The 26,195-nt window shown below is 69.5% G+C and carries 21 protein-coding genes and 2 pseudogenes; 17 read left to right on the top strand and 6 right to left on the bottom strand.

Annotation, left to right across the window (positions count from 1 at the left end):
• Nucleotides 1-139: 139 nt before the first annotated feature.
• Nucleotides 140-1,054: a LysR family transcriptional regulator gene (locus H9L41_RS20565; RefSeq protein ID WP_028444824.1), complete on the bottom strand. Its 915-nt coding sequence runs from the start codon at nt 1,052-1,054 to the stop codon at nt 140-142.
• 100 nt (nt 1,055-1,154) lie between these two features.
• Between H9L41_RS20565 and H9L41_RS20560 the strand changes: the two genes are divergently transcribed.
• The 3 genes from H9L41_RS20560 (at nt 1,155) to H9L41_RS20550 (ending at nt 3,626) form a co-directional block, all read left to right on the top strand.
• Nucleotides 1,155-1,898 (top strand): SDR family oxidoreductase, encoded by a 744-nt coding sequence (locus tag H9L41_RS20560; protein WP_028444825.1) that lies wholly within the window; start codon nt 1,155-1,157, stop codon nt 1,896-1,898.
• Nucleotides 1,895-2,317 carry a VOC family protein gene (locus tag H9L41_RS20555; RefSeq protein ID WP_034606060.1) on the top strand — a complete coding sequence of 141 codons (423 nt, stop codon included), beginning with the start codon at nt 1,895-1,897 and terminating at the stop codon, nt 2,315-2,317. The genes H9L41_RS20560 and H9L41_RS20555 overlap by 4 nt, the downstream gene beginning before the upstream one ends.
• Before the next feature lie 193 nt (nt 2,318-2,510).
• Nucleotides 2,511-3,626 (top strand): alkene reductase, encoded by a 1,116-nt coding sequence (locus H9L41_RS20550; RefSeq protein ID WP_028444826.1) that lies wholly within the window; start codon nt 2,511-2,513, stop codon nt 3,624-3,626.
• A 59-nt stretch (nt 3,627-3,685) separates the two neighbouring features.
• On the opposite strand, the gene H9L41_RS20545 is transcribed toward H9L41_RS20550, so the two are convergent.
• From H9L41_RS20545 to ppa, 3 genes and pseudogenes are all read right to left on the bottom strand, one after another.
• Entirely contained in the window at nt 3,686-4,210 is a 525-nt protein-coding gene (locus H9L41_RS20545; RefSeq protein WP_051318716.1) for a hypothetical protein, read from the bottom strand.
• A gap of 176 nt (nt 4,211-4,386) precedes the next feature.
• Nucleotides 4,387-6,399 (bottom strand): M13 family metallopeptidase, encoded by a 2,013-nt coding sequence (locus H9L41_RS20540; protein WP_028444828.1) that lies wholly within the window; start codon nt 6,397-6,399, stop codon nt 4,387-4,389.
• Nucleotides 6,400-6,986: 587 nt separating this feature from the next.
• A pseudogene (gene ppa, locus H9L41_RS20535) lies at nt 6,987-7,510 on the bottom strand (inorganic diphosphatase).
• Nucleotides 7,511-7,710: 200 nt separating this feature from the next.
• Here ppa and H9L41_RS20530 point away from each other — a divergent pair.
• The 9 genes and pseudogenes from H9L41_RS20530 to H9L41_RS20495 all read left to right on the top strand — a co-directional run bounded on the left by H9L41_RS20530 (nt 7,711) and on the right by H9L41_RS20495 (nt 17,268).
• A complete protein-coding gene (locus tag H9L41_RS20530) occupies nt 7,711-7,917 on the top strand; it encodes a heavy-metal-associated domain-containing protein (protein WP_028444830.1) in 207 nt (68 codons plus the stop codon).
• A 73-nt stretch (nt 7,918-7,990) separates the two neighbouring features.
• A complete protein-coding gene (locus H9L41_RS20525; RefSeq protein WP_211236810.1) occupies nt 7,991-10,714 on the top strand; it encodes a bifunctional acetate--CoA ligase family protein/GNAT family N-acetyltransferase in 2,724 nt (907 codons plus the stop codon).
• A 159-nt stretch (nt 10,715-10,873) separates the two neighbouring features.
• Nucleotides 10,874-11,815, top strand: a pseudogene (locus H9L41_RS25210) (sensor histidine kinase N-terminal domain-containing protein); the annotation flags it as partial.
• A 305-nt stretch (nt 11,816-12,120) separates the two neighbouring features.
• Nucleotides 12,121-12,348 carry a sensor histidine kinase gene (locus H9L41_RS25205; RefSeq protein WP_308419543.1) on the top strand — a complete coding sequence of 76 codons (228 nt, stop codon included), beginning with the start codon at nt 12,121-12,123 and terminating at the stop codon, nt 12,346-12,348.
• 415 nt (nt 12,349-12,763) lie between these two features.
• Nucleotides 12,764-14,005, top strand: coding sequence for an ABC transporter substrate-binding protein (locus tag H9L41_RS20515; protein WP_028444833.1), 1,242 nt, complete (start codon nt 12,764-12,766; stop codon nt 14,003-14,005).
• A gap of 159 nt (nt 14,006-14,164) precedes the next feature.
• Nucleotides 14,165-15,076, top strand: a complete 912-nt coding sequence (locus H9L41_RS20510) for a carbohydrate ABC transporter permease (RefSeq protein ID WP_028444834.1) — start codon at nt 14,165-14,167, stop codon at nt 15,074-15,076.
• Nucleotides 15,069-15,953: a carbohydrate ABC transporter permease gene (locus H9L41_RS20505; protein WP_308417297.1), complete on the top strand. Its 885-nt coding sequence runs from the start codon at nt 15,069-15,071 to the stop codon at nt 15,951-15,953. Before H9L41_RS20510 ends, H9L41_RS20505 begins: the two co-directional genes overlap by 8 nt.
• A 215-nt stretch (nt 15,954-16,168) precedes the next feature.
• Complete coding sequence (locus tag H9L41_RS20500) at nt 16,169-16,969, top strand: ABC transporter ATP-binding protein (protein ID WP_187523556.1); 801 nt, start codon at nt 16,169-16,171, stop codon at nt 16,967-16,969.
• Nucleotides 16,970-17,001: 32 nt separating this feature from the next.
• On the top strand, nt 17,002-17,268 hold the full coding sequence (locus H9L41_RS20495) for a TOBE domain-containing protein (protein WP_187523555.1): 267 nt from the start codon (nt 17,002-17,004) through the stop codon (nt 17,266-17,268).
• Nucleotides 17,269-17,780: 512 nt separating this feature from the next.
• Here H9L41_RS20495 and H9L41_RS20490 read toward each other — a convergent pair.
• A complete protein-coding gene (locus tag H9L41_RS20490; protein WP_051318717.1) occupies nt 17,781-18,686 on the bottom strand; it encodes an HD domain-containing phosphohydrolase in 906 nt (301 codons plus the stop codon).
• A 345-nt stretch (nt 18,687-19,031) separates the two neighbouring features.
• Here H9L41_RS20490 and yaaA point away from each other — a divergent pair, with 345 nt between their 5' ends.
• Nucleotides 19,032-19,826, top strand: coding sequence for a peroxide stress protein YaaA (yaaA, locus tag H9L41_RS20485; protein WP_187523554.1), 795 nt, complete (start codon nt 19,032-19,034; stop codon nt 19,824-19,826).
• 108 nt (nt 19,827-19,934) lie between these two features.
• Here the strand turns inward: yaaA and H9L41_RS20480 are convergent, their stop codons facing one another.
• On the bottom strand, nt 19,935-20,771 hold the full coding sequence (locus H9L41_RS20480; RefSeq protein WP_028444838.1) for a PhzF family phenazine biosynthesis protein: 837 nt from the start codon (nt 20,769-20,771) through the stop codon (nt 19,935-19,937).
• Nucleotides 20,772-21,065: 294 nt separating this feature from the next.
• Between H9L41_RS20480 and pcnB the strand changes: the two genes are divergently transcribed.
• The 4 genes from pcnB (at nt 21,066) to H9L41_RS20460 (ending at nt 25,824) form a co-directional block, all read left to right on the top strand.
• Nucleotides 21,066-22,406 carry a polynucleotide adenylyltransferase PcnB gene (gene pcnB, locus H9L41_RS20475; protein WP_028444839.1) on the top strand — a complete coding sequence of 447 codons (1,341 nt, stop codon included), beginning with the start codon at nt 21,066-21,068 and terminating at the stop codon, nt 22,404-22,406.
• A 2-nt stretch (nt 22,407-22,408) separates the two neighbouring features.
• Nucleotides 22,409-22,888, top strand: a complete 480-nt coding sequence (gene folK / locus H9L41_RS20470) for a 2-amino-4-hydroxy-6-hydroxymethyldihydropteridine diphosphokinase (protein WP_051318785.1) — start codon at nt 22,409-22,411, stop codon at nt 22,886-22,888.
• 73 nt (nt 22,889-22,961) lie between these two features.
• Entirely contained in the window at nt 22,962-23,600 is a 639-nt protein-coding gene (locus tag H9L41_RS20465; protein WP_028444841.1) for a deoxynucleoside kinase, read from the top strand.
• Between the two features lie 607 nt (nt 23,601-24,207).
• On the top strand, nt 24,208-25,824 hold the full coding sequence (locus H9L41_RS20460; RefSeq protein WP_034606065.1) for a methyl-accepting chemotaxis protein: 1,617 nt from the start codon (nt 24,208-24,210) through the stop codon (nt 25,822-25,824).
• Nucleotides 25,825-26,195: the final 371 nt, after the last annotated feature.

Raw genomic sequence — 26,195 nt, 5'->3', positions numbered from 1 at the left:
GATGGAGTGGGGGAGCGCCCTGAAAATGTAGATCGGAATTCATTCCGGCAGCGTCCTTGGCCGAGATCGCCGTCGGAATGCCCGGTGCGCGCGGCAGGCCCTGGCTTCCGACCTGCCGCCGCCCTGGAACCCGCCCCGGCTATGCCGGGAACGGATGCCGCGCCGCGAACTCGGCGCAGCGCTCGGCCAGGAAGTCGGCGCAGGCTTCGAGCCGGCGCGGCCGGTGGCGGCGCGCCAGGCTCACCAGCTGCAGCGAGACCTCGGGCGCGCTGGCGGCCGGCAGCGCCGCCTCCAGCCGGCCGGCGGCGACGTCCCCGGCCACGTCGAACCAGCTCTTGTAGCAGAGGCCGTGGCCGGCCAGCGCCCAGTCGCGCAGCAGCGCGCCGTCGTCGGACTGGCGATCGCCGGCGACGTTCACCACCGTCTCGCGGCCGTCGGCCAGCAGCGTCCAGCCGTCGATCGCCGCATCGCCGCGCAGCAGCACCAGGCAGTTGTGATCGGCCAGCTCGGCCGGCGAGGCGGGCCGGCCGCGGCGGGCGAAGTAAGCCGGCGCGCCGACCACCAGCCGCCGCACGTTCGCCAGCGGCCGCCGCAGCAGCGCCGAATCGGCCAGCTGGCCGTAGCGCAGCGCGAAGTCGACGTCGTCGCGCAGCAGGTCGCTCAGCTGGTCGCCGAGCCGCACCGTGACGCGCAGCTGCGGATGGGCGGCCTGCAACTGGTCGAGCCAGTCGCGCAGCAAGGTGCGGCCGAGGTCGCTCGGCGCGGCGATGCGCACCGTGCCGGCCAGCGCGGCGCGGTCCTGCGCCAGCCCTTCGGCGCCGGCTTCGAGCGCCGCCAGCGCCTCGCGGCAGGCGGCCAGGTAATGCCGGCCGGCCGGGCTCGCCCGCATGCTGCGGGTGGTGCGTTCGAACAGCCGCGCGCCGAGCTCGCCCTCGACCCGCTTGAGCGCGGCGCTGGCCGAGGCCGGCAGCCAGCCGAGCTGGCGCGCGGCGGCCGACAGATTGCCCAGTTCCTCGATGCGGATCAGCAGGCGCAGGTCGTCGAGCGCGATCATTGTCAAATATGGATTGATGAATAAACAAATATCGACCGGATTATCGCGCCGTGTTCGGTTGCGGACAATGGCCGCATTCCAACCCGCAAGGAGCAGCGCCATGACCCGATCCACCCTCAGCGAACAGACCGTCGTCGTCATCGGCGGCGGCAGCGGCATCGGCCGCGCGGTGGCCGCCGCCGCCCGTGCCGACGGCGCCGCGGTGATCGTCGCCGGCCGCGAGGGCGAGCGGCTGGCCGCGGCGGCGGCCGGGCTCGGCGCGCGGGCCGAACACGTCGATGTGACCGAGCGCGCCAGCCTCGACGCGCTGTTCGGCCGTATCGGCGATTTCGATCACCTGGTGCTGACGGTCGGGCCGCAGTTCGCCTCGCCCAAGGGCTCGTCGAACAGCTCGCCTGTGTTCGCCGAACTCGATGTCGCGGCCGCGCGCGCCGCCTTCGACGTCAAGTTCTGGGGCCAGCTCGAAGCGGCCCAGGCCGCGCTCGGCCATCTGCGGCCGGGCGGCTCGATCACGCTGACCTCGGGCCTCTTGTCGCGCCGCTTCTCGGCCGGCAGCCTGGTCAAGAGCACCATGAACGCCGCCGCCGAGGCGTTGGCCAAGTCGCTGGCGCGCGAGCTGGCGCCGTTGCGCGTCAACGTGGTGTCGCCCGGCGTGACCGATACCGAAGCCTGGCATCACCTGGCCGGGCCGGCGCGCGACGCGCTGTTCGAGCGAATCGGCGGCGGACTGCCGGTCGGCCGGGTCGGCCGCGCCGAGGAGATCGCGGCGGCTTACCTGCTGGCGATGCGCAACGGCTTCATGACCGGCGCGGTGCTCGACGTCGAGGGCGGGGGACTGCTGTGAGCGCGCGCAACCACGCCGCAGCGGCCCGCTTCGACCACGTCGCGCTGCTGAGCCGCGACAGCGCGGCCAGCGCCGCCTTGTTCGAGGACCTGCTTGGCCTGCGCCGCGGCGAGCGGCCCGACTTCGGCTTTCCCGGCCACTGGCTGTACGGCGCCGACGGCGCCTGCCTGCACCTGGTCGAGGCGGCCGAGCCGGATTGCGGCCTGGCCCGCTTCGCCCACCTGGCCTTCCGCGTCGAGGCGCCCGGCAGCCGGGTCGCCGCGCGGCTGGCCGCCGCCGGCCTGCTGGCGCACCAGGCGCGTTCGCCCGACGGCCGCACCGCCCAGCTGTTCGCCCGGCTGCCGGGCGGCCTGCTGCTCGAGATCGATGCGCCGGCCGATCGCGCCGGCGGCCGGCTCGGCCGCGAGCAGACCTATTGAGGGCTGCTGCGCGGGGTCGTTCGATGCTGAACGGCTTGACCGCGGAGGACGCCGAGGACGCGGAGGCGTGCGTCGGCGCAGATGTCGTACTACGCGATTCCTCGGGTGCTTCCCTCCGCGTCCTCGGCGTCCTCCGCGGTGAATCCCGATCGCCACCCCTGAATCCACATCTCTCGCCCAGGAGCCTGCCACGATGACCCACCCCCTGTTCACCCCCGCCGCGCTCGGCCCGCTGACCCTGCCCAACCGCATCGTGATGGCGCCGATGACGCGTTCGCGCGCCGACGCGGCCGAGCTGCCGTCGCCGCTGGCGGTCGCCTACTACGCCCAGCGCGCCGGCGCCGGCCTGATCGTGACCGAGGCCACTCAGGTCGGCCCCGGCGCGCAGGGCTATTCCGGCTCGCCCGGCCTCTACACCGCGGCGCAGATCGCCGCCTGGCGCGGCGTGACCGAGGCGGTGCACGCGGCCGGCGGCCGCATCGCCGTGCAGCTGTGGCACACCGGCCGGGTATCGCACCCGGCCTTCCACGGCGGCCGGCCGCCTGCCGGGCCGTCGGCGATCAAGCCGGCCGATACCGCGGTCTGGCTGGTCGGCGACGACGGCGTCGGCGGCATGGCCGAAGTGCCGATGCCGCGCGCACTGGAGATCGAGGAGATCGGCGCCATCGTCGGCCAGTTCGCCCACGCCGCCCGCTGCGCGCGCGAGGCCGGCTTCGACCTGGTCGAGATCCACGGCGCCAACGGCTACCTGGTCGACCAGTTCCTGCAGTCGAGCAGCAATCGGCGCGACGACGCCTATGGCGGTTCCATCGAGAATCGGCTGCGTTTCATGAGCGAGGTGGTGGAGGCGGTGAGCGCGGCGATCGGCCGCGACCGCGTCGGCGTGCGGCTGTCGCCGTTCGTGCCGTTCAAGGACATGCACGATCCCGATCCGGCCGGGCTGTTCGGCGCGGCGCTGGACCGGCTCGATGCGCTCGGCGTGGCCTATGTGCACATCGTCGAGGACGACTGGGACAGCGCGCCCGATTTCCCCTGGGCCTTGCGCGAGGATTTCCGCCGGCGTTTCCGCGGCACGCTGATCTATGCGGGACGCTACGACCTGGCCAAGGCGCGGCGGGTGCTCGACGCGAGGCTGGCCGATCTGGTCGCCTTCGGCCGGCTTTTCGTCGCCAATCCGGATTTGCCGCGGCGGCTGCGCGAGGGGCTACCGCTGGCGGAGCTGGATCGCGGCACGCTGTTCGGCGGCGGGGCGCGCGGGTATATCGATTATCCGGCCTGGGTGGATGAGGCGGCGGTGGTTGCTGGATGACGGGGTGACGTCGCAGGGCAGGGCCTTGGAACCGTCATGCCTATGAACTGTAACGCCGCTCAGCCCAGCACCGCCCGCGCCTGTTCCAGGTAGGTCCCGGCCACCGCCTGCCCCTGCCGGCTCTCGCGCAGCGCCAGGCTCCAGCGCGCCATGCAGCTGCGCAGGCCGTCGGCGTCCTGGGCGGCCTCGATGCGGCGGCCGAGGTCGGCGCCCATCAGGCCCAGGTATTGCCGCGTGCTGTCGAGCATCAGCTGCTTGACCTCGATCCAGTCCGCCGGGTCGGCCGGCGCGGCGTCGACCGCCGCGCCCTCGGCCCGCGGCGCCACGGTCGGCATCGGTGCGGCCACGGCGGCCGGCGTCGGCGGCATCGGCCGCGGGGCGCCGACCACCGCGATGAAACCGCCGGCCTGCAGCTGCGCCAGCAGCTCGTCGGTGTCGAGTCCGAGGCCGGTGACGCTGGCCAGTTCGGTCAGATCCTTCCGGCCGTCGATCAGCAGCAGCAGCCGGCGCGCCCGCGCGGGCAGGCCGTGGCTGCGCCGGTCGATCTCGTCGCGTCCCTGCGCGGTCTTCTCGTAGCGGATCATGCGGGCCTCCCGGTTGGCGAAAAGCCGCATATTAGCCACGGCTGTATGACGAGCCCGTGAAGGTGGTCGGCAAGTGGTTGATTCGCATCGAATTTGTACCGACGCCCGCAAATGCCGATGCGTCATGCAAAACGGGCCATCCGAGGATGGCCCGTTCTCCGGTGCGGCTTGCCGGCTTACCAGATGCGGATGCGCTCGCTCTCCGGCTTGTACATGCGGTCGCCCTGCTTCACCCCGAAGGCGGCGGCGAAGGCGTCCGAGTTCACCGCCGCGCCGATCGGGCGGAAGTGCGACGGCGAGTGCGGATCGATGGTCAGCAACTGCAAGGCGCGCTCGTCGCGGGTCTTGCTGCGCCAGACCTGGGCGAAGCCGATGAAGAAGCGCTGGTCGTCGTCGAAGCCGTCGATCGTCTGCGCCGGCTTGCCTTCGAGGCTCAGGCGGTAGGCCTTGTAGGCGATCTGCAGGCCGGACAGGTCGGCGATGTTCTCGCCCAGCGTCAGCTTGCCGTTGACGAAGCGGCCCGGCAGCGGCTCGTAGCGCCCGTACTGCGCCACCAGCCGCGCGGTCAGGCCGCCGAAGGCCTGGCGATCCTGCTCCTGCCACCAGTTGCGCAGATTGCCGCGGCCGTCGAACTTGCTGCCCTGGTCGTCGAAGCCATGGCTGATCTCGTGGCCGATCACCGCGCCGATGCCGCCGTAGTTGACCGCGTCGTCGGCTTCGGCGTCGAAGAACGGCGGCTGCAGGATGGCGGCCGGGAACACGATCTCGTTGAGCGAGGGGTTGTAGTAGGCGTTCACCGTCTGCGGCGTCATGCCCCATTCGGCGCGGTCGACCGGCCGGCCCAGCCGCGCCAGCTCGTAGTCGTAGTCGAAGCGCGCGCTGCGCTGCACGTTGCCGACCAGGTCGCCGGCCTGCACCGTCAGCGCGTCGTAGTCGCGCCATTGCTCGGGGTAGCCGATCTTGACCATGTAGTTGGCCAGCTTGGCGTGCGCCTGCTCGCGCGTGGCCGGGCTCATCCAGGCCAGCTTGTCGATGCTCTGGGCGTAGGCCTTGAGCAGGTTGCCGACCAGGGTCTCCATCTTCTGCTTGGCCGCCGGCGGGAAGTACTTGGCGACGTAGCGCTTGCCGACCGACTCGCCCAGGCCGCCCTCGACCAGGGCCACGCCGCGCTTCCAGCGCGGACGCAGTTCCTTGGCGCCGGTCAGGGTCTGGTCGTGGAAGACGAAGCTGGCGTCGACGAAGGGCTTGGACAGGAAGGGCGCATAGCCGTCGAGCGCGCGGGCGCGCAGGTAGTCGCGCCAGGCGGCCGGCTTCTCGCTGGCCAGCAGGGTCGCCAGCGCGCGGGCGTAGCTCGGCTGGGCCAGGTTGGCCTCGGCGACCTTGGCGGCGCCGGCGGCGGCCAGGAAGGCGTCCCAGTCGAACTTGGCGGTCAACCGCTTGAGGCCGGCGCGGTCGAGCTTGTTGTAGGTCTTTTCCGGATCGCGGTTGTCGACCTTGCTCCATTGCACCTTGGCGATCTTCGCCTCGAGCGCGAACACCGTGTCGGCGCGCTTGGCCGCCTGCGCCGCGGTGTCGCCGTCGAGCGTGAACAGGGTGACCAGGTAGTTGCGGTAGGCCGCGCGCGCGGCGACGAAGCGGGCGTCCTTCTCGGTGTAGTAGTCGCGGTCGGGCAGGCCCAGGCCGCCCTGGCGCAGTTCGAGCAGGTAGCGGCTCGAATCCTTGCTGTCCTGGTCGACGCGGACGCGCAGCGGCAGGCCGATGGCGGCCGGCTGCAGCTGGCCGAGCAGGCGGACGACGGCGGCGCGGTCGTGCGCGGCGGCGATCTGGTCGAGCAGCGGCTTGAGCGGCGCCACGCCGAGCTGGTCGGCGCGCGCCTCGTCCATGAAGCTGGCGTAGAAATCGGCGATCTGGCGGGCGGCCGGGTCGTCGCGGTCGCTGGCCGCCTGCTCGACGATCTCGCGCACGCGCTGTTCGGACAGGTCGCGCAGCTCGTGGAAGGCGCCCCAGCTGATGCGGTCGGCCGGGATCTCGGTGCGCTTCTCCCAGCCGCCGTTGATGGCAGCGTAGAGGTCGTCCTGGATGCGGACCGAAGGATCGAAGTTGTCGCGCACGATGCCCGACTTGGGCGCGGCGAAGACGCAAAGCGGAAGGGCCAGCGCGATGGCGCCGGCAAGACGTGTGAGCTGCATCGGTGGATGTCCCCTGATTGCGCCGCAAGGGGTGGCGCGGCGATCGGGAGCTTATGCGGCAATCGCCACGGCTGCGCGACCGGCATGTGATGAAGCGTCGCATGCCTGGATGGGCTGCATAAATTCGATGCGTCGGCGCGACAGATGGAACTGATGTCGCCCAGGCGAATGGAAGCGGAGGAGCCGAGCCGTAGGTCGGGCTTCATGCCCGACTGCGCTGCATGGAGACGCCGCTGTCGGGCGTAAAGCCCGACCTACGAAAGGCGGTGGCGAAGCATCGGCCATTCGCAGCTGAAGCCGCTCCTACGCCTCGAACCGATGCAGCGGCAATGGCGACGGTCGCGGCATGAGCGCAGCGACATGCCTAGCTGTAGAGCGCTACGGAGAGCGAACGAGCGCCAGCGAGGCTCCCTCTGGTCCACCCCACAAAGTCTTCGACTTTGCGGGGACCCCGGAGCGGCGAGGGCGGGGGAGTAGGGGTGAATCAGGGAGCTACAGTAAAGCTGCCGAGCTGCTGTGAAGTCACTTGCAGCCCGGCTGTGCCGGGCGTCGCACTGCAGCCGAAGGGCAATGCGACGCCAGCAGCTTTACTTGTAGCGTCCGACGCCGTCGACCAGTTCCTTGTGGGCGGCTTCGATGCCGTCCCAGCCGGTTACCTTGACCCACTTGCCCTTCTCCAGGTCCTTGTAGTGCTCGAAGAAGTGCTTGACCTGCTCCAGCAGCAGCGCCGGCAGGTCGGAGGTGCTGCGCACGTCCTTGTACATCGGGCACAGCTTGTCGACCGGCACGGCGATCAGCTTGGCGTCGATGCCCGACTCGTCTTCCATCTTCAGCACGCCCAGCGCGCGGCAGCGCACCACCACGCCCAGGCTCAGCGGGAACGGCGTCACCACCAGCACGTCGACCGGATCGCCGTCTTCGCTCAGCGTCTGCGGCACGTAGCCGTAGTTGCAGGGTAGAACATCGCCGTGCCCATGAAGCGGTCGACGAACATCGCGCCGGTTTCCTTGTCCAGCTCGTACTTGATCGGCGCGGCGTTGGCGGGGATTTCGATGACGACGTTGAAGTCGTTCGGCACGTCGCGGCCGGCGGGAACGCGGTCGAGGATCATGATCGGGGTCCTATCTGTCCAAAAGGTGGGGAAACGAAACCGCGGAATTATAACCGCGGGCCGGCGTAATCATGCCGTTCATGCCGGCACGGCATCGCCGCGGCCGCGACGGGGCCCGCGGCCGGGCCTTGCCCCGCTGCCGACGGCCGGCCGCCGCGGCGGGTATAGTGCGCAGCATCGGACGATCTGGAGCGGAATACATGGAACAGCGATTCGGCATCGAAGGCATGAGCTGCGGCGGTTGCGCGGCGTCGGTCGAGCGCGCGCTCAAGGCGCTGCCCGGGGTGGAAAGCGTGGCGGTCGAGCTGGCCGAAGGCAGCGCGCGAGTGCGCTTCGACCCCGGCCTGGTCGACCTGGCGCGCATCCGCGCCGCGATCGAGGACGCCGGCTACACGGTGACCGCTTGACCGGCGTCAGCAGGCGCCCGGTCCGGCTGGTCTAAGCTCCCTGCATCGATCGACCAAGGCACAGGCCCGTCCCATGGATCGCTGGCTGGCGATGAAAGCCCACTACCTCACCCCGCTGTTCATGCCGAGCAGCGTGGTGGTGATCGGCGCGTCCGAGACCGAGGGCTCGGTCGGCGCGCGGGTGTTCCGCAACCTGCTCGACGCGCCGTTCAAGGGCCGGCTGCACGGCGTCAACCTGCGCCACGCCGCGGTGTTCGGCGAGCAGGTCTACGCCCGCATCGCCGACGTGCCCGAGGGCGCGATCGATCTCGCCGTGATCGCCACCCCGGCGCGCACGCTGCCCGGGCTGGTGCGCGAATGCGGCGGGCGCGGCGTGAAGACCGCGCTGGTGCTGTCGCGCGACTTCCTGGCGGTCGACCGCAGCAACCGCGAGCTGCTCGACGAGGCGGTGGCGATCGCCGCACGCCACGGCCTGCGCCTGCTGGGCCCCAACCTCCTGGGCATGATGCGGCCGGCGCAGGGCCTGATCGCGGCCAACTACCAGGGCCACGTCAAGCCCGGCAACCTGGCGCTGGTGGCGCAGTCGAGCTCGGTGGCCAGCGCCATCCTCGACTGGGCCGAGGCGCACGAGGTCGGCTTTTCCAGCGTGATCTCGCTCGGCGCCGCCGCCGACGTGAACTTCGGCGAGATCCTCGACTTCCTGGCGCAGGACGGCCAGACCCACGGCATCCTGCTCTACCTCGAGGACGTCGGCGAGGCGCGCGGCTTCATGAGCGCGCTGCGCGCGGTGGCGCGGCAGAAGCCGGTGGTCTGCCTCAAGGTCGGCCGCGAGCCGATCGAGCGCAGCCCGGCCGACGAGATCGGCCATGCCGTGCGCACCCATTCGGAGCGGCTGCTCGGCGGCGACGAGGCCTTCGACGCCGCGCTGCGCCGGGTCGGCGTGCTGCGGGTGCAGAACATGGTCCAGCTCAGCATCGCCGCGCGCATGCTGGCGGCCGACTTTCGCGCCAGGGGCCGCCGGCTGGCGGTGATCTCGAACGGCTACGGCGCCGGCCGCATGGCGGTCGACCATGCGCAGCGGCTCAACATCGAGCTGCCGCGGCTGGCGCCGGCCACCGTGGCGCGGCTGGACCAGGCGTTGCCGCCGCTGGGCCGCCACGACAACCCGGTCGACATCCTCGGCGACGCGCCGCCCGAGCGCTTCGTGGCGGCGACCGAGGCCTGCCTCGAGGATCCCGGCTGCGACGGCGTGCTGGTGATCCTGACGCCGCAGGCCGGCACCGATCACCTGGCCACCGCCGAGCGCATGATCGAATTGCGCCGCCGCCACGGCAAACTGCTGATGCTGGCCTGGCTCGGCGACAAGAAGATCGCGCTGTCGCGCAAGCTGCTCGACCGCGCCCGCATGGCCTATTTCTTCTCGCCCGAGCACGCGGTCGAGGCCTTCGCCAGCCTGGCGGCCTGGAGCTACATCCAGGAACTGTCTCTGCAGACGCCCGGCCCGCTGGCCAGCCGCGGCGAGCCCGACGTGGCCCGCGCCCGCGCGGTGGTGCGGCAGGCGCTGGCGGCCGGCCGCAGCCTGCTCAACACCGCCGAGACGCTGGAAGTGCTCGACGCCTTCCACATCCCGCATCCGCCGACGCTGCCGGCCGCCACCGTCAACGAGGCGGTGGCGGCGGCCTGCCGCATCGGCCTGCCGGTGGCGCTGAAGATCGACGCCGACGGCCTGATCCACAAGAGCGACATCGGCGGCGTGGTGCTGGACCTGCACACGCTGGGCCAGGTGGCCGAGGCGGCCGGCGCCATGCTCGACAACGCCCAGGCGCGGCTGCCCGCCGGCAGCGTGCGCGGCCTGGTGGTGCAGAAGATGCACGGCAAGCGCTACGGCCGCGAGCTGATGGTCGGGGTGGCGCGCGACGCGGTGTTCGGCCCGACCATCGCCTTCGGCGCCGGCGGCCTGATGGTCGACGTGTTCGGCGACGTGGCGGTGACGCTGCCGCCCCTGAACGACATGATCGCCGCCAGCCTGATCCGCCGCACCCACGTCGCGCGCGGCCTGGCCGCCTTCCGCAACCATCCGGCGGCCGACGTCGAGGCGGTGAAGGCGGTGCTGCTGCGGGTGTCCGAGCTGGTGTGCGAGCTGCCCGAGATGGTGTCGCTCGACCTCAACCCGCTGGTGGCCGACGAGCACGGCGCGCTGGCGGTCGACGCCAGCATCGTGGTGGCGCCGCTGCCGGCCGGCTTCCGCCGCTACGACCACATGGCGGTGCACCCTTATCCGGCCCACCTGCTGGCGCGCGGCCGGCTCAAGTCGGGCGCCGCCTGCGTCTTCCGGCCGATCCGGCCCGAGGACGCCGACGAGCTGCAGCGCTTCGTCGGCGAGGAGTTGTCGGAGCAGAGCCGGTTCAACCGCTTCATGAACACGCTCAAGCAGCTGTCGCCCGGCATGCTGGTGCGCTTCACCCAGCTCGACTATGCGCGCGAGATGGCGCTGGTGGCGACGGTGGAGGAGGCCGGCGCCGAGCGCATCGCCGGGGTGGCGCGCTACACCGCCAACCCGGACGCGGCCAGCTGCGAGTTCGCCATTTCGATCGGCGACCGCTGGCAGGGCATGGGACTCGGCTCGCAGCTGATGGAAGCGCTGTTCAACGCCGCACGCGACGCCGGGCTGTCGACCATCGAGGGCGACATCCTCGGTTCCAACACCGCCATGCTGGGCTTGATGCGCAAGCTGGGGTTCGACGTGCGGGCGCATCATGAGGATGCGAGCTTGAAGTGGGTGGTGAAGCAGCTTTAGTAGCGGGAAGGGGAAGAGAGAAGGGGGAAGAGTAACCCCATCCCCCTCCCAGCCTCCCCTTGAAGGGGAGGAGCGGAGCGCATCGGCTCCAACCGTCAGCGATCGCCATCACCGTCGCTGCCCGACTCCCTCCCCTTCAAGGGGAGGGTTGGGGTGGGGATGGGGTTACTCTTCCCCCTTCTCTCTTCCCCCTTCCCATTACATTTCACGCCCCGCTCTCCACCAGCCCATGCCCGCCCCCGCAAACTCTCCCTCCGCCGCCAGCTGCTGGTCTGGCTGCTGCTGCCCCAACTGGTGCTCTGGCTGGCCGCCGCCTTCGTCGCCTACTCGGTCGCGCTGCGCTACGCCAACGAGGTGATCGACCGCAGCCTGGCGCAATCGACGCGCGCGCTGGCGCGGCAGGTGAAGCCGTTCGGCGACGGCTTCTACATCGATTTCCCGCGCGCGGCGCGCGAGATCCTCGAGGAGGATCCGGCCGACCGGCTCTACTACATGGTCAGCACCCCGCCCGGCGCCTTCATCCTCGGCGAGAAGGACCTGCCGATCACCCCCGGCAGCCTGCCGCGCGCCTACAACCGGCCGATGTTCTACGACGGCGCCATGCGCGGCCGGCCGGTGCGGGTGGCGGCGCTCTACCTGCGCGCCGGCACCGAGGAACGGCCGCAGACCATGCTGGTGCAGGTGGCCAAGAGCACCGCGCTGCGCGCCGAGCTGGCGCGCAGCATCCTGGTCGACACGGTGGCGCCGCTGTCGCTGCTGATGGCGCTGACCAGCGTGCTGGTGTGGGCCGGCATCAGCCGCGGCCTGTCGCCGCTGCGCCACCTGCGCCGGCTGGTCGAGAACCGTTCGCCGCGCGACCTGGCGCCGCTCGAGGTCGAGAACGCGCCGTCCGAGGTGCGTGCGCTGGCCTCGGCCATCAACACCCTGCTGGCCGAGGTGAACACCCAGGTGGCCGGCCAGCGCCGCTTCATCGCCGACGCGGCCCACCAGTTGCGTACGCCGCTGGCCGGCCTCAAGTCGCAGACCGAACTGGCACGGGTCGAGCTGGCGCGGCCCGAGCCCGACGCGCAGGCCGTCACCCGCAGGCTCGAGCAGGTCGAGACCAGCGTGGCGAGGGCGATCCGGCTGGTGAACCAGCTCTTGGCGCTGGCGCGCGCCGAGCCCGACGCCGGCCTCGCGCTGGCGCCGATCGACCTGGCCCGGCTGGCGCGCGAGGTGACCGCCGAAGCGGTGCCGCGCGCGCTGGCCCGCGGGCTCGACCTCGGCCTTGACGAGGCGCCCGACAAGCTGGTGATCGCCGGCCACGAGTCGCTGCTGCGCGAATTGCTGGCCAACCTGGTCGACAACGCGATCCAGTACACCCCGAGGGTGGCGAGATCGGCGTGCGGGTGCGCGACGAGGGCGGCATGGCGATGGTCGAGGTGCGCGACACCGGTCCCGGCATCCCGGCCTCGGAACGCGCGCGGGTGTTCGAGCGCTTCTACCGCGGCCGCATGGAAGGGCAGGGCAAGGGCTGCGGCCTGGGCCTCGCCATCGTGCAGGAGATCGCCCGCCGCCATCACGCCGCGGTGACGCTGGCCGACGCCGAGCCGCAGGGGCTGGCGGTGACGGTGCGGTTCCGGCTGAGCGGCTAGCCGCGCCGTCGCATCCCTGTAGGAGCGGCTTCAGCCGCGAATCGTGGCGATCCCATGGTGTTGACGAGCGATGACCGGTGGCCGTAGGTCGGGCTTTATGCCCGACAGCGCCGCCGATCGAGGCCGCTGTCGGGCATAAAGCCCGACCTACGAAACCCTTGGGCCCCGTCTCTGCCAACTCGCTGGCCGAGCCGTTTGTCGTTTTCTTACATCGCCCTTTCCATTTCGTGCTGCTGCGCAGCATCGCATCGAAACGAGGCATGCAAACGAGGCTCTGCATTTTCATGGTGCATTGCACGATGAAAACTTACTGAAAACTTACAAAAAGCCTTCACAAGGCTTACAAGGCTGACTATATTTCGCTCCGCCCCACTGCATCGATGCAGGGGCCCATTCCATAACGGAGCGAGACAAGATGAAACCGCGTCGCCTTACCCTTGCGCTGGCTGCCGCCTGCGCGTTCTCCCTCAATGCCGTCGCCGGCGAAGTCGAAGTGCTGCACTGGTGGACTTCCGGCGGCGAAGCCAAGTCGGTGGCCGAACTCAAGAAGATGATGTCGGCCAAGGGCCATACCTGGAAGGACTTCGCCGTGGCCGGCGGCGCCGGCGACAACGCGATGACGGTGCTCAAGACCCGCGTCGTGTCCGGCAACCCGCCCACCGCCGCCCAGGTCAAGGGTCCGGCGATCCAGGAATGGGGCGGCGAAGGCGTGCTGGCCTGGCTCGACCCGGTCGCCAACGCCGAGAAGTGGGACAGCCTGTTGCCGCCGGTGGTCGCCAACGTGATGAAGTACAAGGGCCACTACGTCGCCGTGCCGGTCAACGTGCACCGCGTCAACTGGATGTGGGTGAACCCCGAAGTGTTCAAGAAGGCCGGCGCCAAGGTGCCGACCACCTGGGCCGAGTTCGACGAGGCCGCCACCAAGATCGAGAAGGCCGGCTTCATCGCCGTCGCCCACGGCGGCCAGCCGTGGCAGGACGCGACCGTGTTCGAATCGGTCGCCCTCGGCGTCGGCGGCGCCGACTACTTCAAGAAGGCCTTCATCCAGCTCGATCCGAAGGCCATCGACAGCCCGACCACCATCAAGGCCTTCGACACCCTGCGCATGGTGCGCAAGCACATCGACAAGGACGCGCCGGGCCGCGACTGGAACCTCGCCACCGCGATGGTCATCAACGGCAAGGCCGCCATGCAGTTCATGGGCGACTGGGCCAAGGGCGAATTCGCCGCCGCCGGCAAGAAGCCGGGCACCGACTACCTGTGCGTCGCCGCGCCGGGCACCGACAAGGCCTACACCTTCAACATCGACTCGTTCATCGTGTTCGCCCAGAAGAACAAGGACCAGAAGGCCACCAACGACTTCGCCTCGACGGTGATGTCGCCGGCCTTCCAGGAAGTGTTCAACCAGAACAAGGGCTCGATCCCGGTCCGCCTGGGCCACGACATGAGCAAGTTCGACGACTGCGCCAAGAAGTCGGCTGCCGACTTCGTCGCCTCCAACAAGTCGGGCGGCCTGGTCCCCTCGTTCGCGCACCAGATGGCCATGCCGCCGGCGGTGCAGGGCGCGACCCAGGACGTGATCGCCTCGTTCATGAACTCCAACATGACCAGCCAGGAAGCGGTGAAGAAGCTGCTCGCCGCCGCCAAGGCCAAATAATGACAATCACTCGCGCCAGCGAGGAGTGAACGGCTGCCGGCATCGTTCGATGCCGGCAGCCATGCACCGCCGCGGTGCGCCGCGGCGGGCATCCAGACGTATCGTCCGTCACACGGCGTCTATAACGCCTGTATTCCAACCCCGTCCAAAGGATTCGCCATGACCGCTGCCCGTCAAGGCGCGCCGGGATTTTCGCTCGGCCGTTTCGCCGACGTGATCCTGCCCAAGCTGGTCATCACCCCCACGGTGATCGCCTGCCTGGTCGGCTTCTACGGCTTCATCGGCTGGACCGCCTGGCTCTCGTTCACCGAATCGCGCATGCTGCCCAAGTACGAATGGGCCGGCCTGGTGCAGTACCAGGCGCTGTTCGCCAACGAGCGCTGGTGGGCCTCGATGCAGAACCTGGCCGTGTTCGGCCTGCTGTTCATCTTCGTCAGCCTCGCCGTCGGCCTGATCATGGCCGTGCTGCTCGATCAGAAGATCCGCTTCGAAGGTGCGCTGCGCACCATCTACCTCTACCCGATGGCACTGAGCTTCATCGTCACCGGCACCGCCTGGAAGTGGATCCTCAATCCCGGCCTCGGCATCGAGAAACTGGCCCACGACTGGGGCTTCTCGGGCTTCGTGTTCGACTGGATCGTCAACCCGGACTACGCCATCTACACGGTGGTGATCGCCGGCGTGTGGCAGTCTTCGGGCTTTGTGATGGCGCTGTTCCTGGCCGGCCTGCGCGGCATCGACGACTCGATCATCAAGGCGGCCCAGGTCGACGGCGCCTCGCTGCCGACCATCTACGCCCGCATCATCGTGCCCAGCCTGCGCCCGGTGTTCCTGAGCGCCTTCATGATCCTGGCCCACATCGCGGTGAAGAGCTTCGACCTCGTGATGGCCCTGACCGGCGGCGGCCCCGGCTTCGCCACCGACCTGCCGTCGATCTTCATGTACCAGCACAGCTTCACCCGCGGCCAGCTCGGCCTCGGCGCCGCCAGTGCGATGATGATGCTGTTCACCGCCTGCGCGGTGGTGATGCCTTTCCTGTATTCCGAACTGAGGAGGGAGCGCCGTGGCTGATCTCGCCCATGCCTCGTCCGCGCGCGGCGGCGCCGGCTTCGGCCGCTATGTGATCTACGCGATCCTGGTGCTGATGGCGCTGTGGTATCTCGCGCCGCTGTACGTGATGTTGTCGACCAGCTTCAAGACGCTCGACGAGATCCGCGCCGGCAACCTGCTGTCGCTGCCCGGCGCGTTCAACCTCGACGCCTGGCGCACCGCCTGGGGTTCGGCCTGCACCGGGGTCGACTGCAACGGCGTCGGCGGCTACTTCTCCAACAGCCTGAAGATGGTGATCCCGGCGGTGCTGATCTCGACCCTGGTCGGCGCCTTCAACGGCTACGTGCTGTCCAAGTGGCGCTTCCGCGGCTCCGACGCCTTCTTCATGGCGCTGCTGATCGGCACCTTCCTGCCGTTCCAGGTGGTGATCCTGCCGATGGCCCAGGTGCTGGGCATGGCCGGCATCGAGAGCAGTACCGGCCGGCTGGTGCTGGTGCACGTGATCTACGGCCTGCAGTTCACCACGCTGTTCTTCCGCAACTACTACGTGACGGTGCCGGACGAACTGGTGAAGGCGGCGCGCATCGACGGCGCCGGCTTCTTCCGCATCTTCTTCAAGATCCTGCTGCCGATCTCGATCCCCACGGTGGGCGTCTGCATCATCTGGCAGACCACCCAGATCTGGAACGACTTCCTGTTCGGCGTGGTGTTCAGCTCGGGCGAGGGCCAGCCGATGACGGTGGCGCTCAACAACCTGGTCAACACCAGCACCGGGGTCAAGCAATACAACGTGGACATGGCGGCCGCGATCATCGCGGCGCTGCCGACGCTGTTCGTCTACGTGGTCGGCGGCAAGTATTTCGTGCGCGGGCTGACGGCTGGGGCCGTCAAGGGCTGACGGCGTGTGAGGGGTGAGGCGTGAGGGGTGAGGTGTCGACCCCATCCCCGCCCCAGCCCTCCCCTTGAAGGGGAGGGAGCCGCATCGCGAGACGAAAGACGATCACTGACGAACGAAATTGGCGCGCCCCGCTCCTCCCCCTTCAAGGGGGAGGCCGGGTGGGGGATGGGGTCAGCACCTCACCCCTCACGCCTCACACCTAACAGGAGAGACACATGGGCGCACTCAGCATCCGCAACGTCAAGAAAAGCTACGGCGACACCCACATCCTCAAGGGCATCGACATCGAGATCGACAAGGGCCAGTTCCTGATCCTGGTCGGGCCGTCGGGCTGCGGCAAGTCGACGCTGCTCAACATGATCGCCGGCCTCGACGACATCAGCTCGGGCGACATCGTGATCGGCGACCAGGTGGTCAACAAGCTGTCGCCCAAGGATCGCGACATCGCCATGGTGTTCCAGAGCTACGCGCTCTATCCGAACATGAGCGTGAAGAAGAACATCGCCTTCGGCCTCGACATCCGCAAGGTGCCGAAGAAGGAGCAGGAGGAGATCATCGGCCGCGTCGCCAAGACGCTGCAGATCGAACACCTGCTCGACCGCAAGCCGAGCCAGCTGTCGGGCGGCCAGCGCCAGCGCGTGGCGATGGGCCGGGCCTTGGCGCGCAACCCGACGCTGTTCCTGTTCGACGAGCCCTTGTCCAACCTCGACGCCAAGCTGCGCGTCGAGATGCGCACCGAGATCAAACTGCTGCACCAGCGCCTCGGCACCACCATCGTCTACGTCACCCACGACCAGATCGAGGCGATGACGCTGGGCGACCGCATCGCCGTGATGAAGGACGGCGAGGTGAAGCAGTTCGGCTCGCCGCAGCAGATCTACGACACGCCGGCCAATCTCTACGTCGCCGGCTTCATCGGCTCGCCGTCGATGAACTTCATCCCCTGCACGCTGGGCGAGGAGGGCGGCCGCGCGACGGTGACGCTCGACGGCCAGAAGGTGCTGCTCGGCCCCTGAGCGAGGCGCAGCGCGGCTTCGTCGGCAAGCAGGTGATCCTCGGCGTGCGGCCCGAGCAGCTGACCGACCCGGCCAGCGCCAACCGCGACCAGCCCGACCTGCAGACCATCGCAGCGAAGATCGAGATCGTCGAGCCGACCGGTCCGGACACGCTGGCGACGGTGATGCTCAACGGCGTCAAGGCGGTGGCGCGCTGCCACCCGCAGGGCGCCGGCCTGCCGGGCCAGCAGGTGCAGCTGGTGCTCGATCCGATGCGCACGCTGCTGTTCGATCCGGCCAGCGAGAACCGCATCGCCTGAGCGGGCGGAATCGCCCGAGAAGGCGAAAGGAATGCGGGGGCCGGCCGGATGGCCGGTTCCGCAGGCGGTGCTGATGCCGCCGCTGCCCCGGCAGCGAATATCAGGGTCTCACTCCGAGGGGCGCGATGCGAATCGCGCCCTATTTTTTGGGACTCGTCCCTACACCCTGGCGGCGCCTGGCACTGGTAGCCCCCTCTCCCGTGCGTGGCGAGAACGCTCGACCGGTTATGTGGCGTTCGACGGGCGCTCCCTTACCCTAACCCTCTCCCGGCGGGAGGAGGGGACGACAGGGCGGTCTCGCAGGGACACGGTTTGAATTCGGCGGGCAAGGCAGGCATGACGACTGGCCGCGACATTTCACTGCGCCACCCTCTCCCTCCGGGAGAGGGTAGGGTGAGGGAGCGGTGGTTCAGGGTGGGTACCAGCTATTGGAAGCGCAGCCGTTGAGTCTTCGCGCGCGGGAGACGGGACGGAAAGCCGCTCCCCTCTAGCCTGCAAACGGCGAATGCCCGTCAGCCCCCGCCCAACGCTCCGCGCAACCACCCCAGCGGCCCGCGCGGCGGCCGGGCGACGGCCAGGTAGCGGCCCGCCTCGGCCGACAGTTCGTCGATCAGCAATTCGTCGATCTCCGGCTCGAGCGCACGCGCGTCGCCCATCCGGCCGGTGCCGTGCACATTCACCGTGCCGCCGCTGCGCTCGACCTCGGCCTCGTTGCCGCAGGCGCGGCAGTACACCGTCTCGCCGGCCGCCTGGCCGCGCCGCACCACGATGGTCGGGCCGCACATCGGGCATTCGAACAGCGGGATGCCGGGTTCGGTATGGCCGACGATGTGTTCCAGCGCGCCGCGGCCGCCGAGCGCGATGAAGCGCTCGCCCAGCGCGCGATCGAACTGGCTGCCCAGGTTCTCGCCGATGATCGCCAGCGCGCGCTCGATCGGCATGCCGCGGCGGTAGGGCCGGTTGCTGGTCATCGCGTCGAAGGCATCGGTCAGGCCGACGATGCGCGCGTCGAGCGGAATCGCCTCGCCCTGGAGGCCGGCCGGATAGCCGCGGCCGTCCGGCGTCTCGTGGTGCATCGCCACCGCGGCCTCGACCAGGCGGGCCAGTGGATGGCCGGCCAGCAGCCGCATGCCGATCTCGGGATGGGTGCGGATCACCGCGTACTCGGCGTCGTCGAGCTTGTCGCGCTTGTTGAGCACCGCGTCGGGCACGCCGATCTTGCCCAGGTCGTGCAGGAAGCCGCCGAGCGCGATGCGCGCCACGTCGGCGGCCGGCAGGCCCAGGTCGAGCGCCAGCAGCCGCGAGAACTGCGACACCCGCCACAGGTGGCCGCCGGTGTACGGGTCGCGCGCCTCCACCATGGCCGCCATCACGTAGAGGCTCTTGAGCAGCGGTTCGACGAGGGCAGGGCGGGCCATGGGATGCTCCGGAGGACAGGGTGGGATGGATGCTTGGTCGGCCGGACGGAGCGGCGCTTACGCACGCCTTCCTGCCCGGCTGTTGGAAAAAGGTACGCATCTCGCGTCAGCGAGATCCCCTCTGGACCACCCCCCCTGCGACTTCGCGGGAACCCCGGTGGCGGCCAGTGCGGGGCAGTGGAATTAATCGGCGATGAGTCGTCGATGTGCATCGCACCAAAGCGCCCGGCTCAGCCGGGCGGATCGCGGAGTTGGATGTCGAGCCGCTTTCTCGATAGTTATAGCGGAGCGGATCGCGGCCGGCGGCGCGGTAGAATCGCGGCCGTTTCCGCCACGAGTCGCCCCATGCTGTTCGTCCTGTCCCCCGCCAAGACCCTCGACTACGACACCCCGCCCCACGTCGAGCGCCATACCCGGCCGGCCTTCGTCGAGCGCTCGGCCGAGCTGATCGAGATCCTCAAGCGCAAGAGCCCGGCCGAGATCGGCAGCCTGATGTCGATCTCCGAGCCGCTGGCTGCGCTCAACGTCTCGCGCTATCAGCACTGGTCGCCGCGCTTCACCGCGGCCAACAGCAAGCAGGCGGTGCTGGCCTTCATGGGCGATGTCTACGAGGGGCTCGACGCCGCCAGCCTCGATGCCGCCACGCTCGACTACGCGCAGGAGCACCTGCGCATCCTGTCCGGCCTCTACGGCGTGCTGCGGCCGCTCGACCGCATGCAGCCCTACCGGCTCGAGATGGGCACCCGACTGGAGAACCCGGCCGGCGCCAGCCTGTACGCTTTCTGGGGCGACAGCATCACCGCGGCGCTCAACGCCGAGCTGGCGCGCAAGCGGCCGCCGGTGCTGGTCAACCTGGCCAGCGACGAATACTTCAAGGCGGTGAAGCCGAAGAAGCTCGAGGCCCGGCTGGTGGAGTGCGCGTTCGAGGACTGGAAGGGCGGCCGCTACAAGATCATCAGCTTCTTCGCCAAGCGCGCCCGCGGCCTGATGGCGCGCTACGCGCTGACGCGGCGCATCGACACGGTCGACGGCCTGCGCGGCTTCGATCTGGAGGGCTATCGGCTCGACGAGTCGGCCGGGACGAGAACCGGCTGGTGTTCCGGCGCCGGCTGGCGGATTGAGATCCGGAAGCGATCGTAGGTCGGGCTTTATGCCCGACAGCGCCGCTGATCGAGGTCGCTGTCGGGCATAAAGCCCGACCTACAAAGCCTGTGTGATTCGGCCGCCATATTGGCGGCCGAACGTTTCCTACCAGCGCAGCACGCCGCGGCCCAGTTCGACCACCCGGCCGCCGACGCGGATGCCGCTGCCGTCCACGCGCAGGCTCAGCACATTGGGCCGGCCCATCGCCGTGCCCTGGCGGATCACCGCGTCGAGCGGCTTCTCGGCCTGCGTCGCCAGCCACCAGCCGCCCAGGTTGGCGGCGGCCGAACCGGTGCCCGGGTCCTCGCCGAGGCCGGCGTCGGGCGTCCAGAAGAAGCGCGCCTCGAAGCCTTCGTCGGTCCGCGCGAACACATAGGCCTTGGGCTTGCCGGTGTGGTTGACCGCGTAGCGCTTGAGCAGCGCCGGGTCGGGCCGGCAGGCGTGCACCTGCTCGACGCTGGCCAGCGGGATCATCGCCTGCTCGTTGCCGCAGCTGACCCACAGCGGCTGGCCGGCGATCGCCTCGGCCGGCAGGCCCAGCATGGCGGCCAGCTCGGCCGGCGCGGCCTCCATCGGCCGGTGCTCGGGCGGGTTGGCGGCCAGCGTCCAGCGGTCGCCGTCGGCGGCCACCGGGATCAGGCCGGCCTGCATCTCGAGCTTGAAGCGGTCGCCGGCCTCGAGCAGGTCGCGCACCACCTGGGCGCTGCCCAGCGTGGGATGGCCGGCGAACGGCATCTCGTAGCCCGGCGTGAAGATGCGCACGCGTGCGGCGGCCTCCTCCGAGGGCAGCAGGAAGGTGGTCTCGGACAGGTTGAACTGGCGCGCCACCAGCTGCATCTCGGCGTCGGACAGCATCGAGCCGTCCTCGATCACGGCCAGCGGGTTGCCGCCGAAGGTTTCCTCGGCGAATACGTTCAAGAGTCGATAGCGGATCAGGGGCATGGGTATTCCTCCGGGAATGGATCGAACTTATGCGGGCTTGGATCCCGGTCCAGCTGTCGGCGGCTGGCCGGGTCCGGCCGGTTGTTCCGGCTCGGGCCGGATTTTGATATGGATCGGATGGCTTGTCCGGACCATTTTAACGGGACGGCCGCCGCCCCTGGCGATGCGGCCGGAACCAGCGTGACGCGCGCCGGCGACGGGAAGTTCCCCTGCCGACCACCGCCGGTGCGATATCGGCGGGCGCATGCGGCTATAATCGGCGCTTCCTCAGCAGCAAACTTCCCGCCTAAGAACATGATTCGCAAACTGATCGGCCGCGTGCTCAAGCTCAAGAAGCGCCACGGCGGCGGCCGCGTGGTGATCCCGGCCAAGCGTCACGGCATCAGCCGCTCGCAACTGCCTTCCTTCGCGCTCAAGACCACCGACCGCCTGCAGGAGGCCGGTTTCGAGGCCTTCATCGTCGGCGGCGCGGTGCGCGACCTCTTGCTCGGCAAGCATCCCAAGGACTTCGACGTGGCCACCAACGCCACGCCCGAGGACGTGCACAAGGTGTTCCGCCGCTCGCGCATCATCGGCCGGCGCTTCCGCCTGGTCCACGTGCTGTACGGCGAGGAAGTGGTCGAGGTGTCGACCTTCCGCGGCTCGGGCGAGGCGCTGACCGACGAGTCGGGCCGCATCATCCGCGACAACACCTGGGGCAGCCAGGAAGACGACGCCAAGCGGCGCGACTTCACCGTCAACGCGCTGTTCTACGACCCGGCGCGCGAAGAGATCATCGACTATCACGGCGGCGTCGAGGACATCGAGAAGAAGCGCCTGGCGATGATCGGCGCGCCGATCACCCGCTACCGCGAAGACCCGGTGCGCATGCTGCGCGCGGTGCGGCTGGCGGCCAAGCTCGGCCTCGCCATCGAGAGCGAGACGCGCAAGCCGATCCGCGAGCTGGCCAAGCTGCTCGAGAACGTGCCGGCCGCGCGGCTGTTCGACGAGATGCTCAAGCTGCTGTTCAGCGGCCAGAGCTGGGCCTGCCTGATGCAGCTGCGCGACGAGGGCCTGCACCACGGCTTCTTCCCGCTCTTGGACAAGATGATGAAGGCGCCGCACGGCGAGGCCTTCCTGCGTACCGCGCTGGAGAACACCGACCGCCGCATCCGCGAGGACAAGCCGGTCTCGGCCGGCTACGTGTTCGCCGCGCTGCTGTGGCTCGAGGTGCTCGACAACTGGGACAAGCGCAAGGCGGCCGGCGAGAAGCCGATGCTGGCGCTGTTCTCGGCGATCGACGAGGTCGAGGCGGTGCAGGAGGAGAAGCTCGCCATCCCGCGCCGCTACGGCACCGCGATGAAGGAAATCTGGACCCTGCAGCCGCGCTTCGAGCAGCGCAGCGGGATCAAGCCGTTCCGCCTGCTCGAGCATCCGCGCTTCCGCGCCGGCTACGACTTCCTCTGCCTGCGCGCCAGCGTGGGCGAATGCGAGCAGGAGCTGGCCGACTGGTGGACCGCCTTCCAGGATGCCGACAGCCAGGCGCGCGAAGCGATGCTGCTGCGGCCGCAGGCCGGCGACGCCACCAAGAAGCGCCGCCGTCGCCGCAGCGGCGCCAAGCAGGGCGACGCGTCCGCGGCGGACGACGGCCAGTGAGCGTGCGCGCCTATATCGGCCTCGGCGCCAACCTCGGCGACGCCGGCGCGACCGTGACGGCCGCCATGGCGGCGCTGGCCGGCCTGCCCGGCACCACGCTGGCGGCCTGCTCGGCGCTGTACCGCAGCGCGCCGGTCGGCTATCTCGACCAGCCCGATTTCGTCAACGCGGTGGCGGCCATCGATACCGAGCTGGCGCCACATGAAGTGCTCGACGGCCTGCTGGCGATCGAGCACGAGTTCGGCCGCCAGCGCAGCTTCCGCAACGCGCCGCGTACGCTCGACCTGGACCTGCTGCTGTACGGCCAGGTCGAGATTCATGACGACCGCCTGACCGTGCCGCATCCGCGCATGCACGAACGCGCCTTCGTGCTGGTGCCGCTGGCCGAGATCGCGCCCGGGCTGGCACTGCCCGGCCGTGGCCTGGTCGCGGCGCTGGCGGCGCGGCTGGCGGCCGACGACCTGGCCCGGCTTCCGCAATGACTGAGGTCCGGCCTGCCCGGACCGTACGATCGACACCTGCGCCGCCGCGCGTGCGCTGAAACGGAGTGGTTCGATGGGCTTGGAGCGTTACCGTTATATCGTCGTCGAAGGTCCGATCGGGGTCGGCAAGACCACGCTGGCGAGGAAGCTCGGCGAACACCTGGCGGCCAACCTGCTGCTCGAGAATCCTGACGCGATCCCCTTCCTGCCCAAGTTCTACCAGGACATGTCGCGCTACGCGCTGCCGACTCAATTGTCCTTCCTGTTCCAGCGCGTCGAGCAGGTCGAGAGCCTGACCCAGATCGACCTGTTCGGCGGCCAGACGGTGGCCGACTTCCTGTTCGACAAGGATCCGCTGTTCGCCGAGATGACGCTCGGCGACGACGAATTCCGGCTCTATTCCGACATCTACCGCCACCTGCGCGTGCGCGCGCCGACGCCGGACCTGGTGATCTACCTGCAGGCCGACCTCGACACCCTGATCGACCGCGTGCGCCAGCGCAGCCGCGACTACGAGTCGCGCATCGGCGAGCCCTACCTGCGCAGCCTGGCCGACCGCTACAGCCGCTTCTTCTACGACTACACCGAGGCGCCGCTGCTGATCGTCAACACCGAGCACCTGAACCTGGTGGAGAACGAGGACGATTTCCGGCTGCTGCTGCGCCGCATCGAGGGGATGCGGGGTTCGCGCGAGTACTTTAATAAAGCCTGAGGGGTTTGCTCGGCCCTCCGAGCTCGATTGAATCAGTGGTGCGGCGCCCGGCGAAGCCGGGCGTTTGCTTTCCGTGAGTGCTCGACCTCGGCTTCATCCCTGATTTCTCCCCACTCCCCCGCCCTCGCCTGGGGCGAGGGAGCCTCGCTGTCGCTCGCTCGTGGTTTTAAATCGATTCGTGTTTTATCCCGGACTTTCTACGCGCAAGTCTCAGCGGATCGGCTCCTCCCCCTTCAAGGGGGAGGCTGGGAGGAGGATGGGGCTTACCGTGCGGCCTACCGAGCCTGCCCTCGGTCGCCAGGGGGGTATTGCCACGCAGCATCGGTAGGAATATAGCTTTCCCCATCTTGGGTACGCGCTCTTCTAGAATGATCCAGCGCCCAGCAAGGATTAGAACAGGGCGGCCATTCGTCGGCGGCGTCGCCGGCGCCTGGCGTCACGCTCCGAGCGGGATTGGGCAGGAGGATAGGAGGCAAGGTCGGCCGACCTGCAAGGGAAGGGCCCGCGGTATCCGTGGACGCGCTCCTCCACATGGAAGCTGAGCTTTATATTCTCGAATTTTCGTTCAGCTAATCAGCTGTGCACCAGAACCGGATGGAGCCTCATCATGCTGCAGCGTATATCCCATCGACTCGTCCTGCTGATCGTCGTCGCCCTGGCCGGCATGTGGCTGGCCAGCGCCAACGGCCTGTGGCAGCTGCTCAAGTCGCGCGAGGTGATCGAGGACATGGGCGACAACGTGGTGCCCAGCCTGCTCGCGCTCGAGCGAGCCCAGCAGTCGTTCATGCTGATCCGTACCGACGTGCTCTACCACATCCTCAATACCGACGCGGCGGCCAAGGGCGAGATGGAGCAGGACATCGCCGCCAAGCGGGCGCAGGTCGACCAGGCGTTCAAGGACTACGAGGCCTGGGCCGACGAAGAAGAGGATCGCCGCCTGCTGGCGGCCGACCGCGAGGCGGTGGGCGCCTACTTCGCGCTGCTGCCGCGCATGTTCGAGCTGTCGCGCGGCGGCCAGGCCGAGGCGCTCGAATTCTCGGCCAAGACGCTCAAGCCGATCGCCGCCAAGGCGCTCGGAACGCTGGCCGCGCACACCGAGTACAACCACAAGTGGACCGAGCAGTACACCCGGCAGGCCGCCGCCGACTACCGCTCGGCGCTGGCGCTGACGGTCTCGCTGGTGGTGCTGACCACCGTGGTGCTGGCCTGGGTCGCCTTCACCACCTACGCCAAGGTGATCGGCACCACCCGCCTGGCCAGCCGCGAGGTGAGCCGGGTGGCGCGCGAGCTCGACCTGTCGCGCACCATCGCGGTCAAGGGCCAGGATGAATTGTCCGACCTGCTGCGCGCCTTCAACGGCCTGATCGAGCGGCTGCGCGAAGGGCTCGGCACCATCCGCGGCGACGCCGAGCGGCTGGCCAACGCCTCGGTCGAGCTGGCCGGCTCGTCGCAGCAGGTGTCGGAAGGCTCGCAGGCGCAGAGCGATGCCTCCTCGACCATGGCGGCCAGCGTCGAGCAGGTCACCGTCAGCATCAACCACGTGTCGGATCGCACCGGCGAGGCCAAGCAGCTCACTTCCGAGGCCGGCTCGCTGGCGCTGGCCGGGCGCGACTCGGTGGTCGGCACGGTACGCCGCATCGAGTCGATCGCCGCCATCGTCGACGAGGCCGCCGGCGAGCTCGAACAGCTCGAGGCCAGCGGCCGCCAGATCGGCGCGGTGGTCGGCGTGATCAAGGAGGTGGCCGATCAGACCAACCTGCTGGCGCTCAATGCCGCCATCGAGGCGGCCCGGGCCGGCGAGCAGGGCCGCGGCTTTGCGGTGGTGGCCGATGAAGTGCGCAAGCTGGCCGAGCGCACCGCCGGCTCGACGGTCGAGATCGCCGGCATGGTCGAGGTGATCCAGCAGCGCTCGGCCCAGGTGTCGGCGCGCATGGCGCGGGTGGTCGATTCGGTGCGCAGCGGCGTGAGCGAGGGCGTCGGCACGCGCGACGCGATCGAGCGCATCGCCGGCAGCGCCGAGCAGAGCAGCACCCTGGTCGGCGAGATCGCTGCCGCGCTGCGCGAGCAGAGCACCGCCAGCAATGCCATCGCCGGCCAGGTCGAGCGGGTGGCGCAGATGGCCGAGGAGAACAGCCGCGCCGCCGAACGCGGCACGGCGCTGTCGGCCGAGCTGCAGAAGCTGGCCGGTGCGATGCAGCAGGTGGTGGCTGTGTATCGCCTTTGAGAGAGCTCGGCCTTCGGTGTGGGGGCGGAGTGCGGAGCGGCGCCCGGCAAAGCCGGGCGTTTGTCGTCCGTGGGGCTCGTACAACGGCGATCCCTGATTTCTTCCCACTCCCCCGCCCTCGCCTGAGGCGAGGGAGCCTCGCTGACGCTCGTGATCGCTTTTGACGATGTCCCGGCCTTCGACACATGGGATGGGCGGTGGTGCGGCGCCCGGCGGAGCCGGGCGTTCCTGGCTCGAGGGGGCTCGTACAGCGGCGACCCTTGATTTCTTCCTCCCCCTCGCCTGCGGCGAGGAGGGCCTCGCTGACGCTCGTCAGCTCTCCGTGGTCTCTGCAGCCAGGCGCGGCGTTGCGCTTATGTCGCGAGTGCGAC

Source organism: Chitinimonas koreensis (assembly GCF_014353015.1).
Lineage (GTDB): Bacteria > Pseudomonadota > Gammaproteobacteria > Burkholderiales > Chitinimonadaceae > Chitinimonas > Chitinimonas koreensis.
Note: the sequence above shows the minus strand (reverse complement) of the source record. Positions and strands in the feature narration are given on the sequence as shown.